Source organism: Agilicoccus flavus (genome assembly GCF_014857905.1).
GTDB lineage: Bacteria > Actinomycetota > Actinomycetes > Actinomycetales > Dermatophilaceae > Agilicoccus > Agilicoccus flavus.
This window is the reverse complement of the sequence record NZ_JACYXE010000005.1, coordinates 232,777-256,623: the sequence shown is the minus strand read 5'-3', so window position 1 is coordinate 256,623 and position 23,847 is coordinate 232,777. Positions and strand designations below refer to the sequence as shown.

Below are 23,847 nucleotides of genomic sequence, written 5' to 3'. Positions count from 1 at the left end.
GCTCACGCTCTGAACAACCGGCCCCGCAAGATCCTCGGCTGGCGAACCCCCGCCGAGGTCTTCGAAGAGCAACTACGCTCGCTCCCACAGACCGGTGTTGCAACGACCCCTTGAACTCGCCGTCTACTGCTCGAAGGCCTACGCCACGCTCTGCCGCAAGCTCGGCGTGACCCAGTCCATGGGCGCCGTCGGATCCAGCGCGGACAACGCCCTCGCAGAGTCGTTCAACGCCACGATGAAGCGTGAGGTCCTCCAAGACGCCGCCTGCTGGAGTGACGAGCTGACCTGCCGTCGGCAGGTCTTCAGATGGCTCGTCCGCTACAACACCAAGCGACGCCACTCGTGGTGTCGCTACACCTCGCCGGTCGCCTTCGAGACCGGCTACACCGCTACGCTGCGACCTGCTGCGTAATCACACCCCGTGTCCAAGATCCGGGGGTAGGGCCCAACGCCACCTGCGCCGACAGTCCGCTCAGCGAGTAGATCGCCGCGACGAGCGACACCAGCGCCGCGACCACGACCGACCCGAGGTGGACCCGCCCGAGCACCCGATGCACCTGCGGGCGGCGGGTCCGCAGGCCAGTGAGGAACTGCAGCGGCCCGAGCGCGAGCGCGAGGCCGCCGGGCAGCGCGTGGACCGCCAGGGTGAGGGCGTGCCAGGCGACGTCGGGGTCGATGGGCACCCGGCTGGCCGCGGGGTCGCTGCTCAGGGTGGGGGAAGCGCGAAGACCGCGGCGCCGACGGCGGCCAGCGCCATCACCGTCCTGGGCGCGTGCGGGAGGCGTCTCCGGGTGGGGTGGGTTCGAGCGGCATGGCCTGCTCCTCTGGGGAAACACTGCGTCTCGATGCTGGTGTTAGAGGCTCTAACAACTATGATGATTCCTTACGAGCGAGTGCGGCACAAGGGTCCGGCGGGCCGACCTGCGATGACGCGCCGCGTGGCCACACCCGATCCACCCGAGGAGGCACCGATGCCGGCAGGACCGACCGCCAACCCGATGCGGGCGCGTTTTCGCCGGCAGGTGCGCGACGACGTCAAGCGGGTGGCGCTAGGTCAGCTCGCAACCGGCGGCCCCCAGGCGATCTCGCTCAACGCGATCGCCAGGGAGCTCGGGGTGTCAGGCCCCGCGCTGTACCGCTACGTCGCGGGGCGGGACGAGCTGCTGACCGCGCTGGTCGTCGACGCCTACGACGACCTGCGCGACGCCCTGGCCGGTGCGCTGGAGGCCGGGGCTCCACCGGCGTCGGCGCGCGCGGCCCGTCCCGTCACCCGCGTGGCGCGCGCCTATCGGCAGTGGGCCCTCGCCCAGCCGCACCGCTACGACCTGCTCTTCAAGCCCCCGATTCCGGGCTACGACGCCCACGCCGACGAGCGCGCGACGGCGGCCCGCTCGCTCATGGGGGTCCTGCTCGCGGCGTCGACCGCCTCGGTGCCCGGCGGGGCGAGTGCGCCCGACGCCGAGCCGGGTGGAGCGCCGCCGGCCTACTCGCACGACGCGGTCCTGGCCGAGCGCGGCTCGGGCAGTGCGCGCTTCGGGCTCGCCGTGTCGGTGTGGTCCTGCCTGCACGGCGTCGCGAGCCTCGAGTGCGGCGGGAGTTTCGCGGCCATGCGCCTCGACGCGGATGCGCTGTTCGAGCGCGAGGTCCAGGTGCTCGAGGAGCGCATCGCCCGATCGGGGCCGGGGTCGGCCGCGCCGTCACCCGGGTGATCCGCCGGCGGCGTCGATCCCTCGGCCGGTGACCCCGCAGTTCCGTTGTCTTCGAGCGCCATGAGCGCCGGGAGGCGACGGGGCCGGCGGCCAACCGACGGCCTCCGCGGGCTGGGCGCGGCGTCCGAGTGCGGAGGGTGGGCGGGGGTGTGGCGATCTCGGCCGGTCCCGCGCGGTCCCGACGCCTGCCCCGTTCGATGGCGACGCCGCGCCGCCCATGGGGCAGAGTGCCTTGGCATGGCCGGCGACACCCGCCGGCCGGCGCCTCATTCCCAGGAGCCCGCATGACGAGCGACACCGCGAACCCATCGACGAACGACGGGGCCGCCGGCGACGCGACCCCGACCGAGCCGCTGTACGACGTCGTCGTCATCGGCTCGGGTTTCGGCGGGTCGGTCGCCGCACTGCGGCTGTCGGAGAAGGGGTATCGCGTCCTCGTCCTCGAGAGCGGGCGCCGGTTCGCCGACGACGACTTCGCCGTGACGAGCTGGGACGTGAAGAACTACTTCTGGGCTCCGCGGCTCGGGTGCTACGGGGTCCAGCGCATCCACAAGCTCCCCGACGTCCTGCTGCTGGCCGGCGCGGGCGTCGGCGGGGGATCGCTGAACTACGCCCAGACGCTCTACGTGCCACCCCGGCCGTTCTTCGCCGACCGCCAATGGGCCCACATCACCGACTGGGAGGCCGAACTCAAGCCCCACTACGACACGGCGAGCACGATGCTCGGGGTCGTCACCAATCCGTGCGACGGCCTCGCCGAACGCGTCATGAAGGAGGCCGCCGACGACCTGGGCGTCGGCCACACCTTCCGCAAGACCCCGGTCGGGGTGTTCTTCGGGACGCCGGGTGCCACGGTGGCCGACCCGTACTTCGGCGGCGCCGGCCCGGCCCGCACCGGGTGTACCGAGTGCGGCAACTGCATGGTCGGGTGCCGCGTCGGCGCCAAGAACACCCTGGTCAAGAACTATCTCGCCCTCGCCGAGCGGCTCGGCGCGCGGGTGGTGCCGATGCGGACCGTCACCCGCATCGGTGTCGTCCCGGCGTCGGCCGACGCTCCCGAGGGGCCGCTGTGGCGGGTGCGGCACGAGCGGACGGGGGCGTGGACGGCGGCCGGCCGCGACCCCGGTGTCGTGACGGCGCGGCATGTCGTGCTCGCCGCGGGCACGTGGGGCACCCAGAAGCTCCTGCACGCGATGAAGGGCGAAGGGGAGCTGCCCGACCTGTCCGACGCCCTCGGTGAACTGACGCGCACCAACTCCGAGGCTCTCCTCACCGCGACGGCGGCGACCCCGCCGGAGGGCGGGGAGTTGTCGCGCGGGGTGGCGATCACGAGCAGCTTCCACCCCAGCGAGGACACCCACGTCGAAAACTGTCGTTACGGCCCGGGGTCCAACGCGATGGGTGCGCTCACCGCGATCGCCGTGCCGGGCGCGACGGGCCTCCCCCGTCCGGTGCAGGCCCTGGTCGAGATGGCCAAGCACCCGTTCGCCGCGGTGGTCACCGGCTCCCTCCATCGCTGGAGCGAGCGGACCATCATCGGGCTCGTCATGCAGACCAGGGACAACTCCCTGACCGTCTCGGGCAAGAGGGGACTCTTCGGCGGCTGGACGCTGACCAGCCGGCAGGGGCACGGCGAGCCCAATCCGACGTACATCCCCGTCGGGTTCACCGCCATGGAGGCCGTGGCGCGGCGGCTGCGGCAGGCCACGGGCCGGTTCGCCGTCGCCGGCGGCTCGACGACCGAGATCCTCGACGTGCCCATGACCGCGCACTTCCTCGGCGGGGCGCCGATCGGCGACAGCCCTGAGCGGGGCGTCCTCGACGCCTACCACCGGGTGTGGGGCTACCCGAGCCTGCACGTCGTCGACGGTGCCGCAATCTCGGCGAACCTCGGCGTCAACCCGGCGTTGTCCATCACCGCGCAGGCCGAGCGGGCGATGTCGATGTGGCCGAACAACGGTGACGCCGACCCCCGGCCGATTCAGTCGCAGCCCTACCGCCGGCTCGATCCGGTGCGGGCGGCGAATCCGGCCATGCGGTCCTTCACGCACCCATCGGCGGTCATCCCCGTCGAACAGGTCACGCGACGCGGGCTGCGGCCCGCACCGGGCGCGCTCATGGACTGACCCGCCGGGACGGGCAGGGCCGCAGCGCCTGGACGTGATGCCGGGTCGACACCGAGCCTGCCCTCGTGCGCCTGGGCGGACGAGGCGCGGCCGAGCCGGACCAGGCCCGGCCGAGTCGCTGGGGCTTTGTCCGGCTTGCGCGCATCCGCGCCGTGGCGGTCCGGGCCCGCCGCCTCAGGACTGCCCGGGCGAACCAGGAGGGGCCTGCCCCAGCTCACGTTCCGCGCGCCCCAGCCAGGTCAGGGCCCGGACCGACTGCCAGGTTCCGGGCTTGAGGTGCTGCGCCGTTGCTCGGGCTGCGTCGAGGAGGTGCCGAGACTCGGGCAGGCGCCGGAGCTCCGCGGCCAACATGGCCATGGTCTCGACGCTCTCCCACGTTCCCGGCTTGAGCGACCGGGCGGTCGTCAGGGCCACCTCGAGGGGACTGAACTCATCGGTCATGACGGCAATCTACGACCGCGAGGGAGCCGGTCCCCGCTCGTGACCGGCCGGGCCGCGCGGCCTCGCGATCGCTTTCTTCAACCGTAGGGTTGACGACGGGCGATGGCGGGTCTAACGTCTTCATCAACCGATCGGTTGAGGAGTGATCATGGCGGACTCGCTGTCCAAGGCGTTCTCGGCGCTGGCCGACCCCACGCGCCGCGACCTCGTCGCCCGGCTCGCCGTCGCCGACGCGACGGTCGGGGAGCTCGCGAAGCCCTACGACGTGAGCGTCCAGGCCGTCTCCAAGCATCTGCGGGTGCTCGAGGAGGCCGGCCTCGTCACGAAGACCCGGGACGCGCAACGGCGTTCCGTCCATCTCGAGGCCGACGTGCTCGACCTCGCCACCGCCTGGCTCGAGCGCTACCGCCGAGCGGCCGAGGCCCGCTACGACCGTCTCGACGCCGTCCTGGCGGAGCTCGACGGCGGCGCAGGCACCACGGACACGGCACCCATCGCAGAGCAGGAAGGAACGGCATCATGACGCAGCACGCGACGACCCGAACCCCGACGAGAACCACCATCGAGGCCGACGAGAAGGTCCCGGTCATCCGGATCACCCGCGACTTCGCGGCGTCCCCGGCCCAGCTCCTCCGGGCCCACACCGACCCCGAGCTCTACGCCCGCTGGGTCGGCCCCGCCGACCTGAGCACCCGCATCGACCACTGGGACGCCCGCGACGGCGGCAGCTGGCGCTTCGTCAACGTGCGCGCGGGTGGCGACGGCGCGGAGGAGTACGCGTTCCGCGGGTGCTTCCACGAGGTGTCGCCGCAGCGCATCGTCCAGACGTTCACGTACGAGGGCATGCCCGAGGGCGTCTCGCTCGAGACGCTGACGTTCGAGGATCTCGGCGACGGCCGCACGCGCCTGCACGCCCAGTCGCTCGTCGACTCCTTCGAGGCGCGCGACCAGTGGCTCGCCAGCGGGATGGAGGGCGGGGTCGAGGACGGTTACGCCAAGCTCGACGGCCTGCTCGCCGACGGCTCGATCGCCGACGCCTCGATCGCCGACGCCTCGATCGGGGGCGGCGACCATGGCGCTGCCTGAGTCCCCCGACGAGTGCCACCGCGTCGTCGCGGGCGCCTTCACCGACGTCGTCGCCGGGGTCGCCGACTGGGACGCGCCGGCCCCTGTCGAGGGCTGGGCGGCGCGCGACGTCGTCGACCACCTCACGACGTGGCTGCCGGCCCTGCTCGACGGGGGCAGCGACGCGCGCCTCCCGGCCGGGCCGCCGGTCGAGGCCGACCCGGCCGCCGCGTGGCGGGCCCACGCCGCGGCGGTCCAGGAGCTCCTCGACGACCCCCGCACGGCCTCGAAGCTGTTGTCCAACCCCCACATCGGCGAGCTGCCGCTGCCCACGGCGATCGACCGGTTCTACACCTCCGACGTGTTCATGCACACGTGGGACCTCGCGCGGGCCTCCGGGCAGGAGGTGCGCCTCGACCCCGACGTGTGCGCCGAGATGCTCGCGGGGATGAGCGGGATGGAGGACGTCCTGCGCGGGTCCGGCCAGTACGGGCCGCGCGTCGACGTGCGGGACGACGCGCCCGTGCAGGACCGCCTCATGGGCTTCATCGGCCGCGACCCCGCCTGGCGTCCCCCGAACGCCTCCTGAGCCGGGGCGACGATCCGGACGTGGCGCCGGTCAGGTGCGCGGCCCGGTGGACGCGGCGACCTGCGCCGCAGCCTCGGCGGCGGGGGTCGACCCGTCGGTGAGCTCCACGACGACCCGTGACAGGGCCGGCTCGTGGAGGGCGGCGTCGATGAAGGCGGCGACGTTGTCGCGGCGCACGTCGCCGTACTCGATCGCGAGACCGGCCTCGACGAGGCCCTCGCCGGGCTCGTCGCGGAGTAGCCCGGGGCGGACGACGATCCAGTCCAGGTCCGTGTGGGTGAGGTGGACGTCGGCGGTCTTCTTGACGCTCATGTAGTGCTCGAAACCCTCGCCGAGCCCCTGCCCGCGCTCGGACTCGGGGAACGCGGAGACGAGCACGAACCGCGTCGCCCCCGCCGCCAGTGCCGCGTCGGTCGCCTTGACGACGCCCTGGCCGTCGATGAGGTCGGTCTGGTCCCGGCCGGTGCCGTGCGCGCCGGCCGAGAAGACGACGGCGTCGTGCCCGGCCATCTTGGCCGCGAGCGCGTCCACGTCGTCGGAGATGAGGTCGCCCGTCACGGGGGTGCCCCCGGCCGCGCGGATCGTGTCGGCCTGCTCCGGCTTGCGGTGGTGCATGCCGGTCACCTCGTCGCCGCGCGCGGTGAGCAGGGTCGAGAGTCGGTGTCCGACGCCGCCGGCGGCGCCGATCTGGAAGACCTTCATGGGTTCGTCCTCTCGCGGGCGGCTCGGGCCGCCGTCGATGTGGTTGGTCGTGCCGGTCTCAGAGCGTGTAGGCGTACTGCTCGATGAACCGCGGACTCGCCCCGAGATCGAGCGCGGCGTCGTTGGCCCAGGACGGGTTGCGCAGGAGCGCCCGGCCGAGGAAGACCGCGTCGGCCCGCCCCGAGGCCACCATGTCCTCGGCGAGGGCCGGGGTGTCGATCCGTCCCACCGCGGCGACGGGGACCCCGCTCTCGGCGCGCAGGGTGGACGCCTTGTCGGTCTGGTAGCCGCGGCCGGCCGGGATGGGCACGACGTCGATGCCGCCGGAGGAGGCGTCGACGAGGTCGACCCCGCGCTCCGCCGCCCAGCAGGACAGCTGGATCGTCTGCTGCAGGGTCCACGACTCGCGCTGGTCTTCCGGGTTCTCCTCGATCCAGTCGGTCGTCGACACGCGCAGGAACAGGGGCGCGTCCTCGGCGCGGACGGCCCGGACGGCGTCGATGACCTCGAGCACGATCCGCGCGCGGTTCTCCAGCGAGCCGCCGTACTCGTCGGTGCGCTCGTTGGCGATGGGGGACAAGAAGGAGTGCAGGAGGTAGCCGTGCGCGGCGTGGATCTCGACGACCTCGAAGCCCGCGGCGTCCGCGCGGCGGGCCGCGTCGGCGAAGGCGCGGACGACCCCGGCGATCTCGGCGCGGGTGAGTTCGTGGGGCGCGGGGGACCCGGGGAACGCCGTCGCGGAAGGCGAGACCGGCACCCACCGGAGGTCCGCGGGGTCCGCCTCGTCGACCTCGCCGGAGGCGTCGCCGCTCCAGGGGCGATCGTCGGACGCCTTCCGGCCGGCGTGCGCGAGCTGGATGCCGGGCACGGCGCCACCGTGGCGGATGCCGCGGACGATGCGCGCGAAGTCTTCGATCTGGTCGTCGTCCCAGATCCCGAGGTCGTACGGCGTGATGCGCCCCTCGGGCGCCACCGCCGTCGCCTCGACCATCACCAGGCCGACGCCGCCGTGCGCGCGGGCCGAGTAGTGCGCGTGGTGGAAGTCGTTCGGCCGGCCGGCCAGGGGCGGCTGCGGCCGCGCGCTGTAGGTGCACATCGGCGACATCCACACCCGGTTGGGAATCTCGACGGCGCGGATGCGGATCGGGTCGAACAAGCTCGTCACGGGGGAGATCTCCAGTCGGGTCGGGATGTGTACGTCCACCACCGTACAACGAAGAAAGTCGTACAACGAAGTCGGTCGTACAACCGGTACGCTGGGCGTGCTCGAACTGCGCCGAGGGACGGCGCGAGGAAGGAGAGCGATGCCACGCGAGTTGGCGCACCCCGACATCACGGCCGTCACCCTGGACGCCGTCCTCGCCGCCCTGGCCGACCCGATCCGCCGGGAGATCGTCACGCAGCTCGCCCAGGGGCACCACGACCAGGCCTGCATCGCCTTCGAGTTGCCCGTCTCCAAGTCCACCTCGACGCACCACTTCCGGGTCCTGCGCGAGGCCGGCCTGATCACCCAGCGCTACGAGGGCACGTCGATCCTCAACGCGCTCCGCTGCGACGACATGGACGCCCGCTTCCCGGGGCTCCTCGATGCCGTCATCGATGCCGAGAGCAGTGACAGGGGTCGGGCGACCACGACGCCGTGAGGCCGGTTCGTCGCCCCGATCCGACCGCCGTCGCGCGTCGGGCCACCGCGCCCGATGACCGCCCTCACCAGCGTCGACGCCGGTACCGTTGTCACGGGGGAACATGGGTTCGGGGCTGAGGCGGGGAGCTGACGATGGATCACGAGATCGATGTGGTGAGCGACGGCGACGGGGTGGCCGTCATCGGCGACCCGACCGCCGTCGAGGCGTTCCTCGCCCCGACGGGGCTGGAGTCCAGGGACCTCGGGCTACCGCGGCTCGGCGACGCCCTCGCGGCCGGGGGAGCCGTCGCGCAGGGGGCATCCGTCATCGCCGCCGATTCCGGTCGGTGGGTGAAATTGACGAAGGAGTCCGCCGAGGCGCTGCACGCGGCCACGCCCATGACGGGGTCGAGCCCCGGCGTCTTCCGGGGGCTGCTCACCCAGAACGGCAAGATCACCCACGTCCTGGAGTTCACGAAGGGCCCCGCATCGGTCCTGGCGAACCCGGCCGCGCTGGCGGGCGCCGCCGGGATCATGGCTCAGCTGGCGATGCAGCAGACCATGGACGAGATCACCGACTACCTCGCGACGATCGACGAGAAGGTCGACGACATCCTGCGCGGTCAGAAGGACGGGGTCCTCGCCGGCATGATCGGCGCCGGCCTCATGATCCAGGAGGCCATGACGATCCGCGAGCACGGCGGCCGCGTCAACGAGGTCACGTGGTCGAAGGTGCAGGCGGTGCCGGGGACGATCGCCGAGACCCAGGCGTACGCCCTGCGCCGGCTGGACGCGATCGCCGACGAGCTGGAGCGGAAGAAGGCCATGGGTGACCTGGCCAAGGCCGCCCGGGACGCCGAGCCCGCGGTGCGTGAATGGCTCGCCGTCCTGGCCCGATGCTTCCAGCTGCAGGACGCGATCTCCGTCCTCGAGCTGGACCGGGTGCTCGCCGCCGCTCCGGACGACCTCGAGGGGCACCGACTCGGGGTGCGGGCCGCGCGCGAAGAACGCCGCGCGTTCATCGCCGAGAGCACGGAGCGTCTGATCGCGCGCATGGACGTCGCAGCCGAGAGGGCCAACGCCAAGGTCCTGCTGCACCCGGCAGCCTCCGGCGCAGTGGTGCGGTCGAGCAACGCGGTCGGCGACTCGGTCGGCCGCTTCCACGAACTGCTCGGCATCCAGCGGGACCGGTCCGCACTCGAAGCCAGGCGCTGGAGCGAGGCCGCCTCGCAGGTGCGGGACCGGGCGATCGAATCCGGCGTGCAGGGCGTCGACGCCGCCCGCCGTCGTGGAGATGCGGCCCTCAGCGGGGCGCGACGCCTGGGCGGCCGCGTCTCCGGCGTGGTCGCCGAGCGGGCGCCGCGCAGGCGTGCGGCCGACGACAAGTCCGATCGCGGCGACTGACGAGCAGCCCACCCCGCGGCGCCATCGCACGACACCCTGCCGGTCGCCCCGGCCGTCGGCGGCGAGCGCGCCGAGCCGGAATGCATCGCGTCGACGCTTCTGGCGATCACGACGTCAGAAGGGTCGCGACGCGCATCCCGCCGGAAGTGCTTGACCCTCCCACGGCGGGAGAGGCCAGGCTGTGGCCATGACCCTCGTCCCCATCGGCACGTTCGCGCGGATGACCCACGTGAGCGTCAAGCGGCTGCGGCACTACCACGACACCGACGTACTGGTCGCGGCCCGGGTCGACCCGCGCACCGGCTACCGCTACTACGACGTGCGCCAGGCCGAGGACGCGCGGCTCGTCGCCACCCTTCGCAGCCTGGACATGCCCCTGCCGCGCATCGCCCAGCTCGTCCGCGCCGACGAGGCCGACCGCACGACGCTGCTCGCGAGCCATCTCGACGACCTCCAGGACACGCTCGCCGCCACGGGCGAGGCGGTCGCCATGGTGCGCGCGATGCTCGAGCCGGGGGCCGAGATCGACGTCGAGCGTCGGCAGCTCCCGCCGCTCCTGGCGCTGGCCCGCTCCGCCCGCGTGGAACGCGGCGACATCGACGCCTGGTGCGAGGAGAGCTTCGGCGCGCTCTACGGCCGGCTCGGCGCGCGCCTGCCCGCCGGACCCGGCGCCGCCACCTTCGCCGACGACTTCTTCGCCGACGACGTGGGCGAGGTCGTGGCGTTCGTGCCCGTGAGCGGGGGCGACGACGCCGCCACCATCGCCGGCGGCGCCTACGCGGTCGCGATCCACGAGGGCCCGTTCAGCCAGGTCAGCAGGACGTATGCCGCCCTCGGTCGGCACGTGTCGGTCGCCGGGGTCGGGCTGGCCGGGCCCATCCGCGAGACCTACTATCTGGTCGGCCCGCCGACCGTTCGCGACCCCAGCCGCTATCGCACCGAGATCGCCTGGCCCATCAGCCATCCCGTCACGACCTGACCTCTCGACAAGCACACCCCAGCCCGCACCCCAAGGAGTCCGCCATGTCCCTCACCCTCGGCACCGTCGCCTTCGACTGCCTCGACGTCACCCGCACCGCCACCTTCTGGTCCCACGTCCTCGAGCGCCCTCTCGACCCCGGCGCGAGCGAGTTCTTCGCCGCGATCGGCATGGACGGCGAGGGGCCGGGCTGGCTTTTCCTCGGCGCGGAGCCCCGGGCGACGGGCAAGAACCCGGTGCACGTCGACCTCGTCGACCCCGACTATCCGGCCCAGGTGGAGCGCGTCGTCGCGCTGGGCGCCGAGCGCGTCGGCGACTTCGACGAGTACGGCGTCCAGTGGACGACCCTGCTCGACCCCGAGGGCAACGCCTTCGACATCGGCCGACGTCACCCCTGACCGCGACTCGGCCGCGAGCCGTCGCCCGAGGTGGCCCGAACGGGCCAGGCCCCCAGGCGAGGCGAAGGTGGCCGGTGCGGCCGATGTGGGGGGACCCGCCCGAGGCGCATCGTCGATACCAGGCCCCGATCCCGGAGGCCGTCACCCAGCAGGAGGCAGTCATGCCGTTCATCCAGGTCAAGGTCATCGAGAACGTCTTCACCCCCGAGCAGAAGCAGCAGATCGTGCGCGTCCTCACCGACGCGATGGTCCAGGTCGAGGGCGAGAACATGCGCCCGGTGACGTGGTGCGTCCTCGAGGAGGTCAAGAGCGGGTCGTGGGCGATCGCCGGCAACCCTCTCACCAGCGAGGACGTCCGCGCCATGGCCGCGGGTGTCGCCGCCTGACCCGTCGTCGGCGGCCCACGTCGGCGGTCGAAAGGCCTTGCGCAGCGGCCCCCGACGAGCGCACGCTCGAAGGGTGGCCGGCGCAGGCGTCGTGGGATCGCCGGAGCTCGCTCTGGCGGCCGGTCGGTGGCGCGAGGCCGGCGACGGGTTCCTCCGGCAGCTGGCCGACCGGTCCGACGCCGGTGCCCACGCCGGTCTGGCCCAGGCGCTCTGGTGGCTCGACGACGGGGTCGGCTGCCTGGAGCAGCGGGAGGCGGCCTACCGCGCCTATCGACGCGACGGGGAGGACGCCCTGGCGGCCCGGGCGGCCGGCTCGCTCGCGTACGACTCCTTCCTCTTCGGCGAGGGCGAAGCGGTGGCCCGCGGCTGGTGGGGGCGGGCCGCCGCGCTGCTCGAGCCGCTGCCTCAGCGCGCCGAGCACGGCTGGTTGGCGGTGCGCGAGGCGGAGCTCGCGCTCGTCACCGGCCTCGATCCGGAGGTGGCCCAGGTGGCGGCCGACCGCGCCCGGGCTATCGGGCGGCGGACGGGGGACCCGGACCTGACCTACGTCGGTCTCGCGTTGACCGGGCTGGCGCAGGTGACGGCGGGCGACGTGGCCGCCGGTGTCCCGCACCTGGACTCGGCCGTCGCGGCAGCGACCACGGGCGAGGTCGCGGACCTCATGTGGATGGGCAAGATCTTCTGCTGGCTCATCACGGCCTGCCAGGCGACCCACGACTCGCCCGGGCCGAGGAGTGGTGCCGCCGCGTCGAGGTCGTCTGTCGCCGGTGCGGCCTGGACCCGCTCTTCACCGTGTGCCGCATCCAGCACTCCTCGGTCCTCATCGCCCGCGGGTCGTGGCCGGGGGCCGAGCAGCGCCTCACGCCCCTGACCGCCGACGGCGCGACGTCCTCGCGGTGGCACACCCGCCTCGACGCCGTGGTCCAGCTCGGGGAGCTGCGTCGGCGGCAGGGCCGCCTCGACGAGGCGTCGGACCTGTTGCGGCAGGCCGAGTTCGAGCCGGCGGCGATCGTCTCCCGGGCGCTGATCATGCTCGCCCGGGGCGACGCCGATCGCGCCTGGGCCACGATCGAGGCCCTGCTCTGCAGGACCTCGGTCCAGAGCCGCCTCCTGCGCGCGCGGCTGCTGCTGCCGGCGATCCGGACGTCCCTGCTCGCCGGGCAGCGTGAGGCGGCCGAGGCGGCGGCCACCGAGCTGCGCGAGATCGCGCCCACGTGGGCACCGACGCCCTCGCCGCCATGGCTGCCGCGGGCTCGGCCATGCTGGCCACGGGAGCCGCCGCCGTGACCCTGTGGGACGACGCGGTGCGGGCCTACCTCCGCGCCGGGCTGCCCTTCGACGAGGCCGAGAGCCGGCTCTGGCTCGCCGAGGCCCTGCTGAGCTGCGGGGACCTCGTCGCGGCCACCGAGCAGGCGGCGCGCGGCGCGGAGGGCCTGCGGGCCATGGGCGCCGACCCCGCCCACGCGCGGGCGCTCGTGCGGGACATCGCCCGGGCCGGGCCCGGCGGCGGCGCGTCGCCGGGCGGCCTCAGCCGGCGCGAGGTGCAGGTGCTCCGCCTCGTGGCCGCCGGCCGCACCAACGAGCAGATCGCGGTCGCCCTCACGCTCAGCCCCCACACCGTGCATCGGCACGTGGCCAACATCCTCACCAAGCTCGACGCGAGCACACGCGCGGGCGCCGCGGTGCACGCCGTCACCCACGAACTCATCTGAGCCGGCGTCGGACCCTGACCTCAGAGCCGCGTCGCTGCCCTGCCAGAAACCCCCGGCGGCGCCGGATCACCGCGGGCCGGCGACGACGGGGAGGCGCTCGGGGCCGCGGATGGTCACGCCGCGGCGCGGCACCGCGTGGCCGGCGGGGCGCAGGTCCGGGAAGCGGCGGGCGAGCGCGGCGAGGGCGATGACCCCCTCGAGGCGGGCGAGGGGTGCGCCGAGGCAGTAGTGGGCGCCGGCGGAGAAGGCGATGTGCTCCGACGCGTTCGGGCGCAGGATGTCGAACTCGCCCGGCCGGTCGAAGACGTCGGGGTCGCGGTTCGCCGCGGCGAGGATCGGGACGACGCCCTGCCCGGCGGGCACGTCGACCCCGCCGACCTGGGTGTCCCTCAGGGCGAACCGGCCCGTGAGCTGCACGGGTGAGGCGAACCGCAGGGTCTCCTCGACCGCTCCTTCGGCGAGGGACGGGTCCTCGACGAGCCGGCGCCACTGCTGCGGGTGCGCGAGGAGGTGCTGCACGGCGCTGCCGATGAGGTTGACCGTCGTCTCGAAGCCCGCCAACAGCAACAGGTTGCACAGCGGCACGAGGTCCTCCGGCGCGGCCCGGCCGTCGTCGCGGGCCGCGACGAGGGCACTGACGACGTCGTCGCCGGGCTCCGCCTCGCGCTGCGCGACGAGCCGGGTGAAGACCGCCTCGAGGCGGCGGGACGCCCGGACGAGGTCGGCGGCGTGGCGCGGCGAGCGGACCCCGTCCAGGGCCCCCGCGATCGCCTCCCCGAAGCGGAGGAAGGTCGGCTCGTCGTAGGCGGGGATGCCCAGCAGATCGGTGATGACGGCGATGGGCAGCGGGGCGCCGAGTCCGGCGACGAGGTCCCACGGCTCGCCCGGTCGCACGTCGTCGAGCAGGCGGTCCACGGTCGTCTCGATGCGTTCGCGGTAACCCGCCATCCGCGCGCGGCCGAACGCCGGGGTGACGATCCGGCGCAGCCGCGTGTGGTCGGGCGGATTGAGCTGCAGGAGAGACAGGTCGAGGTCGCCCTCCAGGGCCGAGACGTCGGCCGACTCCGCGGTCGGGCCGAACGCGCGGGAGGCGAGGACCTGTGAGCTCAGCTCGTGGCTCGTTGTGTACCGCACCCCGAGGACGGAGCGCGGCAACGCCCCCTGCGCCCGCAGGCGCTCGTACAGGGGGTAGGGATCGCGGCGGTCGTGGACGAACAGCGCGGCGAACGGGTCGCGCCGCGCATGGGCCGCGTAACCGAAGAGGCCCTTCTGGGCGACCATTCCGGCGGTCATCCGGGCGAACCGCAGCGGCGCCGGCTGTGAGCGCGCGCGGATCCGCGCCGGCGCCGACGCCGGAGATACCGGCGCCCGGGCGCCGGTATCTCCGGGGCCCGGTGGGGTGGCCCCCGTCCGCTGAGGCGCAGCGCGCGCCGGCGGGTCCGTCTCGGTGGGGTCTTGCCGGTCGGGGCCTGTCACGGCACGTGCTCCTCCGGGTGCGGCCGGGCCGCATCGGCGCGGCCGGAGTCTTCAGGCTACGCCGCCGGCTCGCGGCGGCCCGGCCGATGCCACGGAGGTCGCCGACTGACCGTTCGGTCTGCGGGGCTGGCAGGTGAGGGCAGGGCAGTGCGTCCGTAGCCGTTCCTCAGCGGCGGGCCAGGTAGTCGGCCATGCGGCGCGTGTACCAGGTGACGAAGGCCTCGACGTCGCCCTCGACCTGCGAGTACGGGCCCGGGGTGTAGGCGGGGTCGAGGACGCCGAGCTGCGTCCGGGCGACGAAGGCGCTGTCCTGGGCGTTCGTCGCCGACCACACGTGGATGAGGGCGTCGAGGTCGTAGTCGACCCCCTCCACGGCGTCCTCGTGCACGAGCCACGTCGTGCGCAGCCGGCTGTGGTGCTCGTCGAGCGGCAGCACCGAGAAGACGACGGCGTTGTCCGAGAGCATGTGGAACCACGAGTTGGGCTGCAGGTGCAGGTGGAAGTCGCCGAAGCGGGGGTCGTCGATCGCGCCGAGGCGGCGCCGGCACACGGACTTCCCTCCGGCGCTGTAGGAGTGGCCGTCCCCGTCGAGGGGGGAGTGGTTGATCATGAAGCCCGTCGGGCGGTCGTCGAGCTCCCGCATCGTCTGCGTCGGGAAACCCTGCCGCGAGCACGAGGCGCTCAGTGCCGCCCCCGCCTCCTCGAAGCGCTGCCAGACCGGGCGCAGTCGGGGCGGGCAGTCCTGCGCCGTGTAGCCGTGCAGCGGGAAGTACGCGGTGAGCAGCTCGGGGTGCCCGTCGCAGTGGTAGCACTCCCGGTTGTTCTCCATGACGAGCTTCCAGTTGCCCTGCTCGACGATGTCGACCTGGTGGGCCACCTTCGTCCGCGTGAGGCCGTAGGGGGCCAGGTAGGGCTGCACCCGTGCCATGACGTCGTCGAAGTCGGCCGGCGGTTCGTCGGCGAGGCAGATGAAGACGAGCCCCTCGACGGCGCGGACGTGCACGGGCCGCAGGCCGAGGGTGCTCCGGTCGAGCGTCGGCGGCTGGTTGTCGGCGTGCAGAAGGCGGCCGTCGACGCCGTAGGTCCAGTGGTGGTAGGGGCAGACGAGATTCCCGACGCTGCCGCACGCGTCGTCGAGGAGGCGGGATCCCCGGTGGCGGCAGACGTTGTGGAAGGCGCGGACCTGTTCGTCGTCGTCGCGCAGGACGATGACGGAGGCCCGGCCCAGCTCGACGGTCACGTAGTCGCCGGGCTCGGGCAGCTCGGCCTCGGCGGCCACGAAGAGCCAGTGCCGGCGGAAGATGCCTGCCATGTCGAGGTCGAAGAACTCGCGGGAGTCGTACAGCGCGGCCTCGAGACTGTAGCCGGGGCGCTGCCGGGCCACGAGCTGGGCGGGCGTGAGGCCGGTCGCCGACGCGGTCGTGGTGCCGGTGCTGGTGGTGGTCCTCGCGGTGTCGACGGACACGGGTCCTCCTGGGTCTGGGGGCGCCCCCTCGGGCGGCGCAGGGCGCACGAACGGTGCCGGGTGTTCGACCAGTGGTGGCCCCTGTCGGCTCAGCATGGCCGCTGCGAATCCCCGCGGTCAATGGGGGCCGACCACGGATTTTCGGCCCTTGCCGACGACTCCCGGCGGTCCTACGCTCCGGAGAATGGACACATCTGTCCATCTAGTGGTCGAGCGACGGCGCGGAGCGAAGGTGGCGGCATGGGGAACGACGTGAACGGGCGAGGCGACGCGTGCGGGGGACGGGACGCCGGAGGCGACGTGGGCGTCACCGCCCCGCCGGTCTGGGGGGACGAGGTCGAGTCGACGCTCGTGTGCCGCGCGGTGCAGCAGATCACCCCGGACGTGCGGAGCTTTCTCTTCGCCCCGACCGAGCCGGCGATCTTCCGGCACGCCGCCGGACAGTTCCTCACGCTGCGGTTGATGTTCGAGGGACGGGCCGTGAGCCGCTGCTACACGATCTCCTCGCCACCGACGCGGCCGGATCTCATCGGCATCACCGTCAAGCGGCAGCCGGGTGGCCTCGTCTCGAACTGGCTCCACGACACGATGGAGCCCGGCGTCCGCCTCGCCGCGGACGGGCCCTTCGGCACATTCACCCGCGAGCACTCGGGGGGCGCGTCGAACGACGGGGTGGCGGGTCCCGCCTACCTGTTCCTCTCGGGGGGCAGCGGCGCCACGCCGCTCATGTCGATGACGCGCGCCGCCTTCGACCTCGCGGCGGACGACGACATCGTCTACGTGCACAGCGCCCGGACGCCCGCCGACATCCTCTTCCGCCGCGAGCTCGAGCTCATGACGAACCTGGCGCCGAACATCACCGTGCACCACCTCTGCGAGCACGATGCGCCGGGCGAGCGGTGGGGCGGGTTCACCGGCCGGCTCGACGCGGACCGCCTCCGCGTCCTCGTCCCGGACCTTCACCGCCGCGAGATCTTCTGCTGCGGCCCGGCCCCGTACATGGCCGGGGTGCGGGAGCTGCTCGGCGAGCTCGAGTTCGACATGGCCCGGTACCACGAGGAGACCTTCGTCTTCGAGGACCTCTCCGTCGGTGAGTTCGTCCCCGACGGCTGCGCCGCCGACCTCCTCGACGGAGCCGACGGGACCGTCGACCCTGCGGCCGCGCAGGCCGCCGCCGCGCGGGTGGGCGGGTATACGGTCGAATTCGTCCGCACCGGGGCGAGTTTTCCCTGCGGCCCGGACGAACACATCCTCGACGCCGCCTACGCCGCGGGTCTCGCGCCGTCGTCCTCCTGCGGCCGGGGCATGTGCGGCACCTGCAAGGTCACGATCCTCTCGGGCACCGTCGACATGAACCACCAGGGCGGTATCCGCCCACGCGAGATCGCCGCGAACAAGGTGCTCATCTGCTGCTCCACCCCGACGAGCGACGTCGCCATCGAGGCCTGAGCCGCCGCCCACCAGCCCCCGCCTCCGACCCTCCCAGAAGATGGAGCCCCACATGTCGCACTCGATGGCACCACCGGATACCGGACCCGTCCCGATCGTCGCTCATCCAGGGCGGTCCGACCGCACCCCCGCGATCGAGGTCCGTCACCTGACGAAGATCTACGGCCAACGCGGCGGTGCCAAGGGCTGGTCCCGGGGCAAGGGCGCGGGCGCGACGCACAAGCCGGCCGCCAAGGACGTCGAGTTCACGGTCGGTGAGGGCGAGTTCTTCGTCATCATGGGCCTGTCCGGTTCCGGCAAGTCCACGGTCCTGCGCATGCTCAACCGCCTCGTCGAGCCGACGTCCGGCGAGATCCTCCTCGACGGCAAGGACATCGTCGAGATGGCCGACCCCGAGCTGCGGGCCGTCCGGAACCGCAAGATCAACATGGTGTTCCAGCACTTCGCGCTCTTCCCGCACCGGACCGTGCGCGAGAACGCCGCGTACGCCCTCCACGTCCGCAAGGAGGGCGCCGCCGCCCGCACCGAGCGGGCGAACTGGGCCCTCGAGACGGTCGGCCTCGGCGAGTGGGGCGATTCCCTGCCGGGCGAACTCTCGGGCGGCATGCGCCAGCGCGTCGGCCTCGCCCGGGCGCTCGCCTCCGACGCCGACATCCTCCTCATGGACGAGCCGTTCAGCGCGCTCGACCCGCTCATCCGACGCGACATGCAGGAGCTGCTCATCAAGCTCCAGGCCGAGCTGCGGCGCACCGTCGTCTTCGTCACCCACGACCTCAACGAGGCGATGCGCCTCGGCGACCGGATCATGATCATGCGCCAGGGCGAGGTCGTCCAGCTCGGCACCGCGACCGAGATCCTCGAGTCGCCGGCGGACGACTACGTGCGCGAGTTCATCTCCGACGTCGACCGGTCCCGCGTCCTCACGGCCGGGGTCGTCATGCAGCCGCCCATCGCGGTGGGTCGGCCGGGCGACCGGCCGAGCAAGGTGCTCGAGCGGATGAACCGTCCCGGCGCCCACGCCCAGGGGGCCTACGTCCTCGACGCCGACTCCCGCATCCTCGGGGTCGTCGAGGGCGAGGCCATCGCCGGGGCCGTCCACCGGCCCGACGCCCGCCTCGAGGACCTGGCCCGGCCGCCGCTCGGCACCATCCGGACCGAGACGACGCTCTCCGAGGCGTGCACCCTCGTCGGCGGGGACTGCGTCCCGCTCGCCGTGCTCGACCACGAGGACCGCCTCGTCGGCGTCCTCCCGCGCGCCACGCTCCTGCAGGCCATCGCCACACCCGCCGCCTCGACCCTGGAAGGGGACCGCCACCATGCCTGAGATCGACGTGGGCACGCCCGTGAGCCAGCTCGTCGACTGGCTGACCACGCACCTCGGGCCGTTCTTCGACGCGATCTCGGTGGTCATGCTCGCTCTGCTCGACGGCGTGCTCTACCTGCTCACGGCGCCGCACGCGCTCCTCATGACGGTGATCTTCGCCGCCCTCCCGCTGCTCGCGCGCCGCTGGGGTCTGGCCCTGTTCGCCCTCGTCGCGTTCCTCTTCGTGCAGGCGATGGGCCTGTGGGTCGAGACGATGGAGACCCTCGCGGTCGTCCTCGTCGCGAGCATCATCGCCGTCCTCATCGGCGTGCCGATCGGCATCTGGGCCGCGCGCAGCCGCGGCGTCTCGAACGTCGTGCGTCCTCTGCTCGACTTCATGCAGACCCTGCCCGTGTTCGTCTACCTCATCCCGGCCGTCTTCTTCTTCGGCATCGGCGTCGTCCCCGGGGTCATGGCGACGGTCGTCTTCGCCATCCCGCCGGCCGTCCGGCTCACCGAGCTCGGCATCCGCAGCGTCGACGAGGAGGTCGTCGAGGCGGCGCACGCGTTCGGTGCCAAGCCCGGCCAGATCCTGCGCGAGGCCCAGCTCCCGCTCGCGCTGCCGTCGATCATGGCGGGCGTCAACCAGACGATCATGCTCGCCCTGTCGATGGTCGTCATCGCGGGCCTCGTCGGCGCCGCCGGCCTCGGCGTCGTCGTCGTGCGCGGCATCAGCACCCTCGACGTCGGCGCCGGCTTCGAGGGCGGCCTCGCGGTCGTCCTCATCGCCATCTACCTCGACCGGCTCACCGGCGCCTTCGCCGAGTCGGGCGGCAGCCTGCGCGGCCTCATGCGCCGTCGCCCCGCCCTCCTCCCGGAGGCCACCGCCTCCACCCCCTCCGCCATCGCCGGTCCGACCTCATGAGCACGGAGGCCCAGAACATGTCTCGTCGCACCCCGACCCTTGCCCGCCTCACGCGGACGCCTGTCGTCGCCGCGCTGCTCGCCGCGGCCCTGCTCGGCGCCACCGGGTGCAGCGGCAATCCGCGCTCCTTCAGCGGCTCCGGCGGCGGGGGCGGCGGCGACGATGCCTCCGGCGGTGGGGGCGGGTCGAAGTCCGTCAGCATCGCCGTCATCGACGGGTGGGACGAGGACGTCGCCGCGACCTACCTTTGGAAGCAACTGCTCGAAGAGCGGGGCTACACCGTGGAGGTGCGGGCCCTCGACGTCGCCAGCACGTTCACCGGCGTGGCCCAGGGCCAGGTGGACATGTATCTCGACGCCTGGCTGCCGGTGACGCACGCCGCCTACTGGGCCCGCTACCAGAACCGTCTCGAGTCGCTGTCGACGTGGTCGGAGGGCAAGAACATGCTCGCCGTCCCCGACTACGTGCAGGCGAAGACCATCGACGACCTCAAGACCAACCCCGCGCCGTTCAACGGCCGGATCGTCGGCATCGAGGCCGGGGCGGGCCTGATGAAGGCGACCCGCGAGAAGGTCATGCCCGGCTATGGGCTGGGCGGTTACCAGCTCATCGAGGGCAGCTCGGCGGCGATGCTCGCCACGCTCGACTCGGCGATCAAGCAGAAGAAGCCGATCGTCGTCACGTTGTGGCAGCCCCACTGGGCGTTCAGCCGCTTCCCGATCCGACCGCTCGAGGACCCCAAGGGTGCGTTCGGTAAGCCCGACGAGCTGCAGGTCATCGCCACGAAGGGCTTCGGTGAGAAGAACCCCGAGCTCGCCGGCTGGATGAAGAAGTTCAAGCTGACGCAGGACCAGCTCGCAAGTCTGACCCTCGCCCTGCACAACGCGGGCAAGGGCAAGGAGCAGGAGACCGCGAAGCAGTGGATGACGCAGAACAAGGCGGTGGTCGACGCCTGGTTCGCCGGCTGAGGAGGCGGGGGTGGGGGCGCGTCGGGCGACCCCACCCCCGCGCCCGCCACGTCGGCCACGCTCGAGGAGGAACCACATGGTCCGCATCTCCCGCGACGAGCTCGCGCAGAGGTGTCGGGACGCGCTCGTGGCGGCGGGCGCGGACGAGCGCGAGGCCCGCGTGCTCGCGCAGGCCACGGTGGAGGCCGAGGTCGCCGGCGCGCCCGCCGTCGGCGTGGCGCACCTCGTCGACTACCTCGACGGCTACCAGCGGGGGCGGACCGCCGCCGGTGCGCGCCCGCACGTCCGAGCGGCGGCGGGGGCGGTCGTCGCCGTGGACGCCGCGGAGGGCCTCGCCCAGGTCGCCTTCGAGGAGGCGCTGCCGCTGCTGCGAGAGTCCGCGCGTCGCAGCGGGCTCGCCGCCCTCTGGGTCGCGAACTCCTTCACGGTGGGCGAACTCGGCTTCTACGTGCGCCGACTCGCCGAGCAGGGATGCCTGGCCGTCGCCGCCGCCAACAGCCCCGCCCTCATGTCGCTCGGCGGGGCCACCCACCCCGTGCTCGACACGAACCCGCAGGCCTACGCCGTGCCCCGGCCCGGCGGGCCACCGATCGTCATCGACCAGGCGTCGTCTAGACGGCCTTCGTCGGCATCCGGCGCACCGCCGAGGCCGGGGAGCCACTGCCGGTCGGGTGGGCGCTGGGCCCGGACGGGAAACCGACGCAGGACGCCGCGGTGGCAGCGCTGGTGGGCGCGTTGCTGCCGTTCGGGGGTCACCGCGGCGGCAACGTCGCGCTCCTGGTCGAGCTGCTCGCCACGCTGTCCGGGGCCTCCTTCTCCCTCGACGCCGCACCCTTCGACCGCGGGGACGAGTCGCCCCGCGTCGGGCTGTTCGTCCTCGCCGTCAACCCGGGCCTCTTCCCGGGTGCCGTCGACCGGTTCGTCGCCCACCTCGAGACGTTGAGCCGGACGCACGGCGTGCGGCTCCCCGCCGTCGAGCGCACCGGCCCGCTCGACGTCATCGACCTCGACGACGCGCTGGAGCAGCGCCTGCGCCGCGAGGCGACCAGCTTCTGACGGCCCCGGCGGGTGCGCGGACGGGTCTGCGGTGTCGTCATCGGACCCGGTCCTCGCTCCCGTGCGGAGTCCGTGCAAACCGTCAGGCCCGCTCGAGGCGCACCCGTGAGCCGTCGGGGAGGTCGCGGACGGCCCGCATGCCCTCGGGGTCGAGCTCGCCGATCCGGACGATGCCGTTCCAGTAGCCGACGTCCCCGTAGTAGAAGACGAGGACGCCGTCGGGGACGTAGAAGCCGAGGTCGTCGATCTCCGGGTCGGCGCCGGCGGGCGCGCCGTCGGTCGTCAGCGGCCGAGGCAGGGGCGCGATCTTCTCCACGCCGCCGTAGTCCCGGATCGTCAGGTCCAGCGGCAGCTGGGCGGCCAGGTCGCGGGCCGTGGCCGTGTCGTGGAGGCGGGCGGGGAAGCGGCGGCCGTCGACGGTGGCGGTGACGGCGGTGGAGCTGGTCATGGTGGGCGCCTCCTGCGGGGTCGGCGGTGCGGTCGGGGCCGGCGCGGCGGCGGACGGGCCGGCCGGTGCCGAGGCGGGGGCCGCGCACCCCGCCGCCAGCAGCAGCCCCGCGCCCGCGGCCAGGACGCGCCGGGCGATCCGTGTGGTCATGGTGTGCCACGGTAGGCCGGCGCGACCCCGCGGGGGGAGTCCCTCCGCCGGGGTGTACCGCCGGTACGCCCCGGGCGACCGGTGCGTCCCGCGGTCCGCAAGCGGCGGCTCGATATCGTGCGGGGATGCCGCACGACAGGATGGACCCCGGGGGCTTCAAGCTGGCCTACGCGCGGGCCCCGTTCGTCTTCGGGGTCGCCCGCGCGGTGGAGCTGCCGGGCCCGGTGCTCGTCTCGCTCATGTCCGACCTCGACGGGACACCGGCCGCGAACAAGGCTCTCCTGCACCGGATGACGGCGACCGGCGCGCTGGAGCTGACCCGCGCCGGGCGGGTGGGCACCTATCGGATGGCGGGGCGGCTGCTCACCGGTTTCGGGGCGGTTCGGGGCGACCGCGCCCTGCGCTCGGCGGCGTGGGACGGCCGCTTCCACGCCCTGGTGTACGACATCCCGGAGTCCCGGCGGCGGGAACGCGACCGCTTCCTCGTGGCGGCCCACGAGGTCGGCTACCGGACGGTCCGGCCGGGCCTGCTCATCGGCCCGACGGACGAGCTCGACACCGTCGGCGACACGAGCGGCCTGGGCGTGCAGGAGGCGTGGATGACCTTCCCGGAGCGCGACGTGCCGGACCTCGTCGCCCGCGCCTGGCGCCTGGGGGAGTTCCGCGCTGAATACGACCACGCCGTCGCCGCGCTGCAGGCCACCCTCGCCCGTGACCTCGAGCGGTCGGCCGGGGCGGAGGCGCTGCGCACGATGTTCGAGGCGAAGGCGATGCTCACCGGACTGCTCCTGCGCGACGGTGCGCTGCCCGCCGAGCTCACCCCACCCGACTGGCCCGCCGCGCGCGTGCGCGACCTCGTGCGGTCGGTCGAGGACCGGCTCTGGCCGGCCGCCCTCGCCCACGTGGACGAGGTCGTCCGCACGGGTCCGCACACCCACCTCGTCGTGTCGGACGAGTCCTGGCCGGCCTGACCTTCGGCAAAACGATGCGCGTGCGTCACGTTTCGTGATTGAGTGGCATCACTGTCCCGGGGCGGGAGGTCCTGTCGTGAACGTCTCCACCGGTGCCCTCATCGTGGGCGCGCTCGGATTGATCTACGGCCTGTCGGCCGGTCGGTGGGCCGACCGGCCGGGCGGGCATCGATTCGCGACGCTCGGGGCCTTGGGCCTGCTCGTCGCCGCGGTCGTCCTCATCGTGATCCCGTGGGCGATGGGGGTGCCGTGGTGAACGGCTCCCGCAGCATCACGTCCACCAGAGGGGCCCAGCTCACCGGGCTGCTCGCGATCGTCTACGGACTGGGGGTCGCGTTCCTGCCCGACACCCTCGGCGGCCTGACGCAGGTCTGGCTCTGGGGCGGCGCGATCGTCGTCGGCGTGCTCTTCGTCGTCTACCTCGTCGTCCCGTTCCTGCGGTCGCTGGGGCGCCCAGACCGCTGATCCGGGGCCACGCGGCCTGGTGGGAGGCGATGGTGC

The 23,847-nt window shown here is 73.3% G+C and carries 28 protein-coding genes and 2 pseudogenes; 23 read left to right on the top strand and 7 right to left on the bottom strand.

Going from position 1 to position 23,847, the window contains the following annotated elements; translation table 11 throughout:
* Window positions 1-118: 118 nt before the first annotated feature.
* Window positions 119-412: pseudogene (locus ICW24_RS09990) on the top strand (integrase core domain-containing protein); the annotation flags it as partial.
* Here ICW24_RS09990 and ICW24_RS09985 read toward each other — a convergent pair.
* Window positions 390-683, bottom strand: a complete 294-nt coding sequence (locus tag ICW24_RS09985; RefSeq protein ID WP_226345572.1) for a DUF2306 domain-containing protein — start codon at window positions 681-683, stop codon at window positions 390-392. The pseudogene ICW24_RS09990 and the gene ICW24_RS09985 sit on opposite strands and share 23 nt — an antisense overlap.
* A 288-nt stretch (window positions 684-971) precedes the next feature.
* Between ICW24_RS09985 and ICW24_RS09980 the strand changes: the two genes are divergently transcribed.
* Both ICW24_RS09980 and ICW24_RS09975 read left to right on the top strand, forming a co-directional pair.
* A complete protein-coding gene (locus ICW24_RS09980; protein ID WP_226345571.1) occupies window positions 972-1,709 on the top strand; it encodes a TetR/AcrR family transcriptional regulator in 738 nt (245 codons plus the stop codon).
* A gap of 284 nt (window positions 1,710-1,993) precedes the next feature.
* Entirely contained in the window at window positions 1,994-3,835 is a 1,842-nt protein-coding gene (locus tag ICW24_RS09975) for a GMC oxidoreductase (RefSeq protein WP_226345570.1), read from the top strand.
* 174 nt (window positions 3,836-4,009) lie between these two features.
* On the opposite strand, the gene ICW24_RS09970 is transcribed toward ICW24_RS09975, so the two are convergent.
* Window positions 4,010-4,276 (bottom strand): hypothetical protein, encoded by a 267-nt coding sequence (locus tag ICW24_RS09970; protein ID WP_226345569.1) that lies wholly within the window; start codon window positions 4,274-4,276, stop codon window positions 4,010-4,012.
* 148 nt (window positions 4,277-4,424) lie between these two features.
* On the opposite strand from ICW24_RS09970, the gene ICW24_RS09965 reads away from it, so the two are divergent.
* The 3 genes from ICW24_RS09965 to ICW24_RS09955 are packed head-to-tail and all read left to right on the top strand — an operon-like array spanning window position 4,425 to window position 5,930.
* Window positions 4,425-4,799 carry an ArsR/SmtB family transcription factor gene (locus ICW24_RS09965; protein ID WP_226345568.1) on the top strand — a complete coding sequence of 125 codons (375 nt, stop codon included), beginning with the start codon at window positions 4,425-4,427 and terminating at the stop codon, window positions 4,797-4,799.
* The gene (locus tag ICW24_RS09960; protein WP_226345567.1) at window positions 4,796-5,362 is read left to right on the top strand and encodes an SRPBCC family protein; all 567 of its coding nucleotides are present in this window, start codon (window positions 4,796-4,798) and stop codon (window positions 5,360-5,362) included. Before ICW24_RS09965 ends, ICW24_RS09960 begins: the two co-directional genes overlap by 4 nt.
* Window positions 5,349-5,930, top strand: a complete 582-nt coding sequence (locus ICW24_RS09955) for a TIGR03086 family metal-binding protein (protein WP_226345566.1) — start codon at window positions 5,349-5,351, stop codon at window positions 5,928-5,930. The genes ICW24_RS09960 and ICW24_RS09955 overlap by 14 nt, the downstream gene beginning before the upstream one ends.
* A gap of 30 nt (window positions 5,931-5,960) precedes the next feature.
* Here ICW24_RS09955 and ICW24_RS09950 read toward each other — a convergent pair whose 3' ends face one another.
* Complete coding sequence (locus tag ICW24_RS09950; RefSeq protein ID WP_226345565.1) at window positions 5,961-6,632, bottom strand: SDR family oxidoreductase; 672 nt, start codon at window positions 6,630-6,632, stop codon at window positions 5,961-5,963.
* A gap of 58 nt (window positions 6,633-6,690) precedes the next feature.
* Window positions 6,691-7,797, bottom strand: a complete 1,107-nt coding sequence (locus tag ICW24_RS09945; protein WP_226345564.1) for an NADH:flavin oxidoreductase/NADH oxidase — start codon at window positions 7,795-7,797, stop codon at window positions 6,691-6,693.
* Window positions 7,798-7,936: 139 nt separating this feature from the next.
* Between ICW24_RS09945 and ICW24_RS09940 the strand changes: the two genes are divergently transcribed.
* From ICW24_RS09940 to ICW24_RS09905, 8 genes are all read left to right on the top strand, one after another.
* A complete protein-coding gene (locus tag ICW24_RS09940; protein WP_226345563.1) occupies window positions 7,937-8,275 on the top strand; it encodes an ArsR/SmtB family transcription factor in 339 nt (112 codons plus the stop codon).
* Between the two features lie 134 nt (window positions 8,276-8,409).
* A complete protein-coding gene (locus tag ICW24_RS09935; protein ID WP_226345562.1) occupies window positions 8,410-9,660 on the top strand; it encodes a hypothetical protein in 1,251 nt (416 codons plus the stop codon).
* Window positions 9,661-9,847: 187 nt separating this feature from the next.
* Window positions 9,848-10,639, top strand: coding sequence for a MerR family transcriptional regulator (locus tag ICW24_RS09930; protein ID WP_226345561.1), 792 nt, complete (start codon window positions 9,848-9,850; stop codon window positions 10,637-10,639).
* A 44-nt stretch (window positions 10,640-10,683) separates the two neighbouring features.
* On the top strand, window positions 10,684-11,037 hold the full coding sequence (locus tag ICW24_RS09925; RefSeq protein WP_226345560.1) for a VOC family protein: 354 nt from the start codon (window positions 10,684-10,686) through the stop codon (window positions 11,035-11,037).
* A 161-nt stretch (window positions 11,038-11,198) separates the two neighbouring features.
* Window positions 11,199-11,423, top strand: coding sequence for a tautomerase family protein (locus tag ICW24_RS09920; protein ID WP_226345559.1), 225 nt, complete (start codon window positions 11,199-11,201; stop codon window positions 11,421-11,423).
* Between the two features lie 73 nt (window positions 11,424-11,496).
* Complete coding sequence (locus ICW24_RS09915; protein WP_226345558.1) at window positions 11,497-12,294, top strand: hypothetical protein; 798 nt, start codon at window positions 11,497-11,499, stop codon at window positions 12,292-12,294.
* Window positions 12,216-12,710 (top strand): tetratricopeptide repeat protein, encoded by a 495-nt coding sequence (locus ICW24_RS09910; RefSeq protein WP_226345557.1) that lies wholly within the window; start codon window positions 12,216-12,218, stop codon window positions 12,708-12,710. Before ICW24_RS09915 ends, ICW24_RS09910 begins: the two co-directional genes overlap by 79 nt.
* Window positions 12,707-13,135, top strand: coding sequence for a response regulator transcription factor (locus tag ICW24_RS09905; protein ID WP_226345556.1), 429 nt, complete (start codon window positions 12,707-12,709; stop codon window positions 13,133-13,135). Before ICW24_RS09910 ends, ICW24_RS09905 begins: the two co-directional genes overlap by 4 nt.
* Window positions 13,136-13,201: 66 nt before the next feature.
* Here ICW24_RS09905 and ICW24_RS09900 read toward each other — a convergent pair whose 3' ends face one another.
* Both ICW24_RS09900 and ICW24_RS09895 read right to left on the bottom strand, forming a co-directional pair.
* On the bottom strand, window positions 13,202-14,428 hold the full coding sequence (locus tag ICW24_RS09900; RefSeq protein ID WP_226345555.1) for a cytochrome P450: 1,227 nt from the start codon (window positions 14,426-14,428) through the stop codon (window positions 13,202-13,204).
* A 349-nt stretch (window positions 14,429-14,777) separates the two neighbouring features.
* Window positions 14,778-16,076 (bottom strand): aromatic ring-hydroxylating oxygenase subunit alpha, encoded by a 1,299-nt coding sequence (locus tag ICW24_RS09895; protein ID WP_226345554.1) that lies wholly within the window; start codon window positions 16,074-16,076, stop codon window positions 14,778-14,780.
* A gap of 240 nt (window positions 16,077-16,316) precedes the next feature.
* On the opposite strand from ICW24_RS09895, the gene ICW24_RS09890 reads away from it, so the two are divergent.
* The 6 genes and pseudogenes from ICW24_RS09890 (at window position 16,317) to ICW24_RS19330 (ending at window position 21,777) form a co-directional block, all read left to right on the top strand.
* Window positions 16,317-17,525: an FAD-binding oxidoreductase gene (locus ICW24_RS09890; RefSeq protein WP_226345553.1), complete on the top strand. Its 1,209-nt coding sequence runs from the start codon at window positions 16,317-16,319 to the stop codon at window positions 17,523-17,525.
* Between the two features lie 52 nt (window positions 17,526-17,577).
* A complete protein-coding gene (locus ICW24_RS09885) occupies window positions 17,578-18,849 on the top strand; it encodes a quaternary amine ABC transporter ATP-binding protein (protein ID WP_226345552.1) in 1,272 nt (423 codons plus the stop codon).
* Window positions 18,842-19,753: an ABC transporter permease gene (locus ICW24_RS09880; RefSeq protein ID WP_226345551.1), complete on the top strand. Its 912-nt coding sequence runs from the start codon at window positions 18,842-18,844 to the stop codon at window positions 19,751-19,753. Before ICW24_RS09885 ends, ICW24_RS09880 begins: the two co-directional genes overlap by 8 nt.
* Entirely contained in the window at window positions 19,750-20,721 is a 972-nt protein-coding gene (locus ICW24_RS09875) for a glycine betaine ABC transporter substrate-binding protein (RefSeq protein WP_226345550.1), read from the top strand. The genes ICW24_RS09880 and ICW24_RS09875 overlap by 4 nt, the downstream gene beginning before the upstream one ends.
* A gap of 76 nt (window positions 20,722-20,797) precedes the next feature.
* A pseudogene (locus ICW24_RS19920) lies at window positions 20,798-21,325 on the top strand (Ldh family oxidoreductase); the annotation flags it as partial.
* Window positions 21,326-21,351: 26 nt separating this feature from the next.
* A complete protein-coding gene (locus ICW24_RS19330; protein ID WP_307781325.1) occupies window positions 21,352-21,777 on the top strand; it encodes an Ldh family oxidoreductase in 426 nt (141 codons plus the stop codon).
* An 82-nt stretch (window positions 21,778-21,859) separates the two neighbouring features.
* Here the strand turns inward: ICW24_RS19330 and ICW24_RS09865 are convergent, their stop codons facing one another.
* Window positions 21,860-22,375: a cyclophilin-like fold protein gene (locus ICW24_RS09865; protein WP_226345549.1), complete on the bottom strand. Its 516-nt coding sequence runs from the start codon at window positions 22,373-22,375 to the stop codon at window positions 21,860-21,862.
* Window positions 22,376-22,500: 125 nt separating this feature from the next.
* Here ICW24_RS09865 and ICW24_RS09860 point away from each other — a divergent pair, with 125 nt between their 5' ends.
* From ICW24_RS09860 to ICW24_RS09850, 3 genes are all read left to right on the top strand, one after another.
* Entirely contained in the window at window positions 22,501-23,346 is an 846-nt protein-coding gene (locus ICW24_RS09860) for a PaaX family transcriptional regulator C-terminal domain-containing protein (protein WP_226345548.1), read from the top strand.
* Window positions 23,347-23,422: 76 nt separating this feature from the next.
* Entirely contained in the window at window positions 23,423-23,602 is a 180-nt protein-coding gene (locus tag ICW24_RS09855) for a hypothetical protein (protein WP_226345547.1), read from the top strand.
* Window positions 23,599-23,811, top strand: coding sequence for a hypothetical protein (locus tag ICW24_RS09850; RefSeq protein ID WP_226345546.1), 213 nt, complete (start codon window positions 23,599-23,601; stop codon window positions 23,809-23,811). The genes ICW24_RS09855 and ICW24_RS09850 overlap by 4 nt, the downstream gene beginning before the upstream one ends.
* Window positions 23,812-23,847: the final 36 nt, after the last annotated feature.

Bases quoted from the DNA above. Each gene is read 5' to 3' on its own strand.
- ICW24_RS09950 (WP_226345565.1), bottom strand. From the start codon at position 6,632: ATGAAGGTCTTCCAGATCGGCGCCGCCGGCGGCGTCGGACACCGACTC.
- ICW24_RS09930 (WP_226345561.1), top strand. From the start codon at position 9,848: ATGACCCTCGTCCCCATCGGCACGTTCGCGCGGATGACCCACGTGAGC.
- ICW24_RS09970 (WP_226345569.1), bottom strand. From the start codon at position 4,276: ATGACCGATGAGTTCAGTCCCCTCGAGGTGGCCCTGACGACCGCCCGG.
- ICW24_RS09980 (WP_226345571.1), top strand. From the start codon at position 972: ATGCCGGCAGGACCGACCGCCAACCCGATGCGGGCGCGTTTTCGCCGG.
- ICW24_RS09975 (WP_226345570.1), top strand. From the start codon at position 1,994: ATGACGAGCGACACCGCGAACCCATCGACGAACGACGGGGCCGCCGGC.
- ICW24_RS09960 (WP_226345567.1), top strand. From the start codon at position 4,796: ATGACGCAGCACGCGACGACCCGAACCCCGACGAGAACCACCATCGAG.
- ICW24_RS09865 (WP_226345549.1), bottom strand. From the start codon at position 22,375: ATGACCACACGGATCGCCCGGCGCGTCCTGGCCGCGGGCGCGGGGCTG.
- ICW24_RS09900 (WP_226345555.1), bottom strand. From the start codon at position 14,428: ATGACCGCCGGAATGGTCGCCCAGAAGGGCCTCTTCGGTTACGCGGCC.
- ICW24_RS09875 (WP_226345550.1), top strand. From the start codon at position 19,750: ATGAGCACGGAGGCCCAGAACATGTCTCGTCGCACCCCGACCCTTGCC.
- ICW24_RS09920 (WP_226345559.1), top strand. From the start codon at position 11,199: ATGCCGTTCATCCAGGTCAAGGTCATCGAGAACGTCTTCACCCCCGAG.
- ICW24_RS09885 (WP_226345552.1), top strand. From the start codon at position 17,578: ATGTCGCACTCGATGGCACCACCGGATACCGGACCCGTCCCGATCGTC.
- ICW24_RS09860 (WP_226345548.1), top strand. From the start codon at position 22,501: ATGCCGCACGACAGGATGGACCCCGGGGGCTTCAAGCTGGCCTACGCG.
- ICW24_RS09880 (WP_226345551.1), top strand. From the start codon at position 18,842: ATGCCTGAGATCGACGTGGGCACGCCCGTGAGCCAGCTCGTCGACTGG.
- ICW24_RS09965 (WP_226345568.1), top strand. From the start codon at position 4,425: ATGGCGGACTCGCTGTCCAAGGCGTTCTCGGCGCTGGCCGACCCCACG.
- ICW24_RS09955 (WP_226345566.1), top strand. From the start codon at position 5,349: ATGGCGCTGCCTGAGTCCCCCGACGAGTGCCACCGCGTCGTCGCGGGC.
- ICW24_RS09890 (WP_226345553.1), top strand. From the start codon at position 16,317: ATGGGGAACGACGTGAACGGGCGAGGCGACGCGTGCGGGGGACGGGAC.
- ICW24_RS09925 (WP_226345560.1), top strand. From the start codon at position 10,684: ATGTCCCTCACCCTCGGCACCGTCGCCTTCGACTGCCTCGACGTCACC.
- ICW24_RS09935 (WP_226345562.1), top strand. From the start codon at position 8,410: ATGGATCACGAGATCGATGTGGTGAGCGACGGCGACGGGGTGGCCGTC.
- ICW24_RS09940 (WP_226345563.1), top strand. From the start codon at position 7,937: ATGCCACGCGAGTTGGCGCACCCCGACATCACGGCCGTCACCCTGGAC.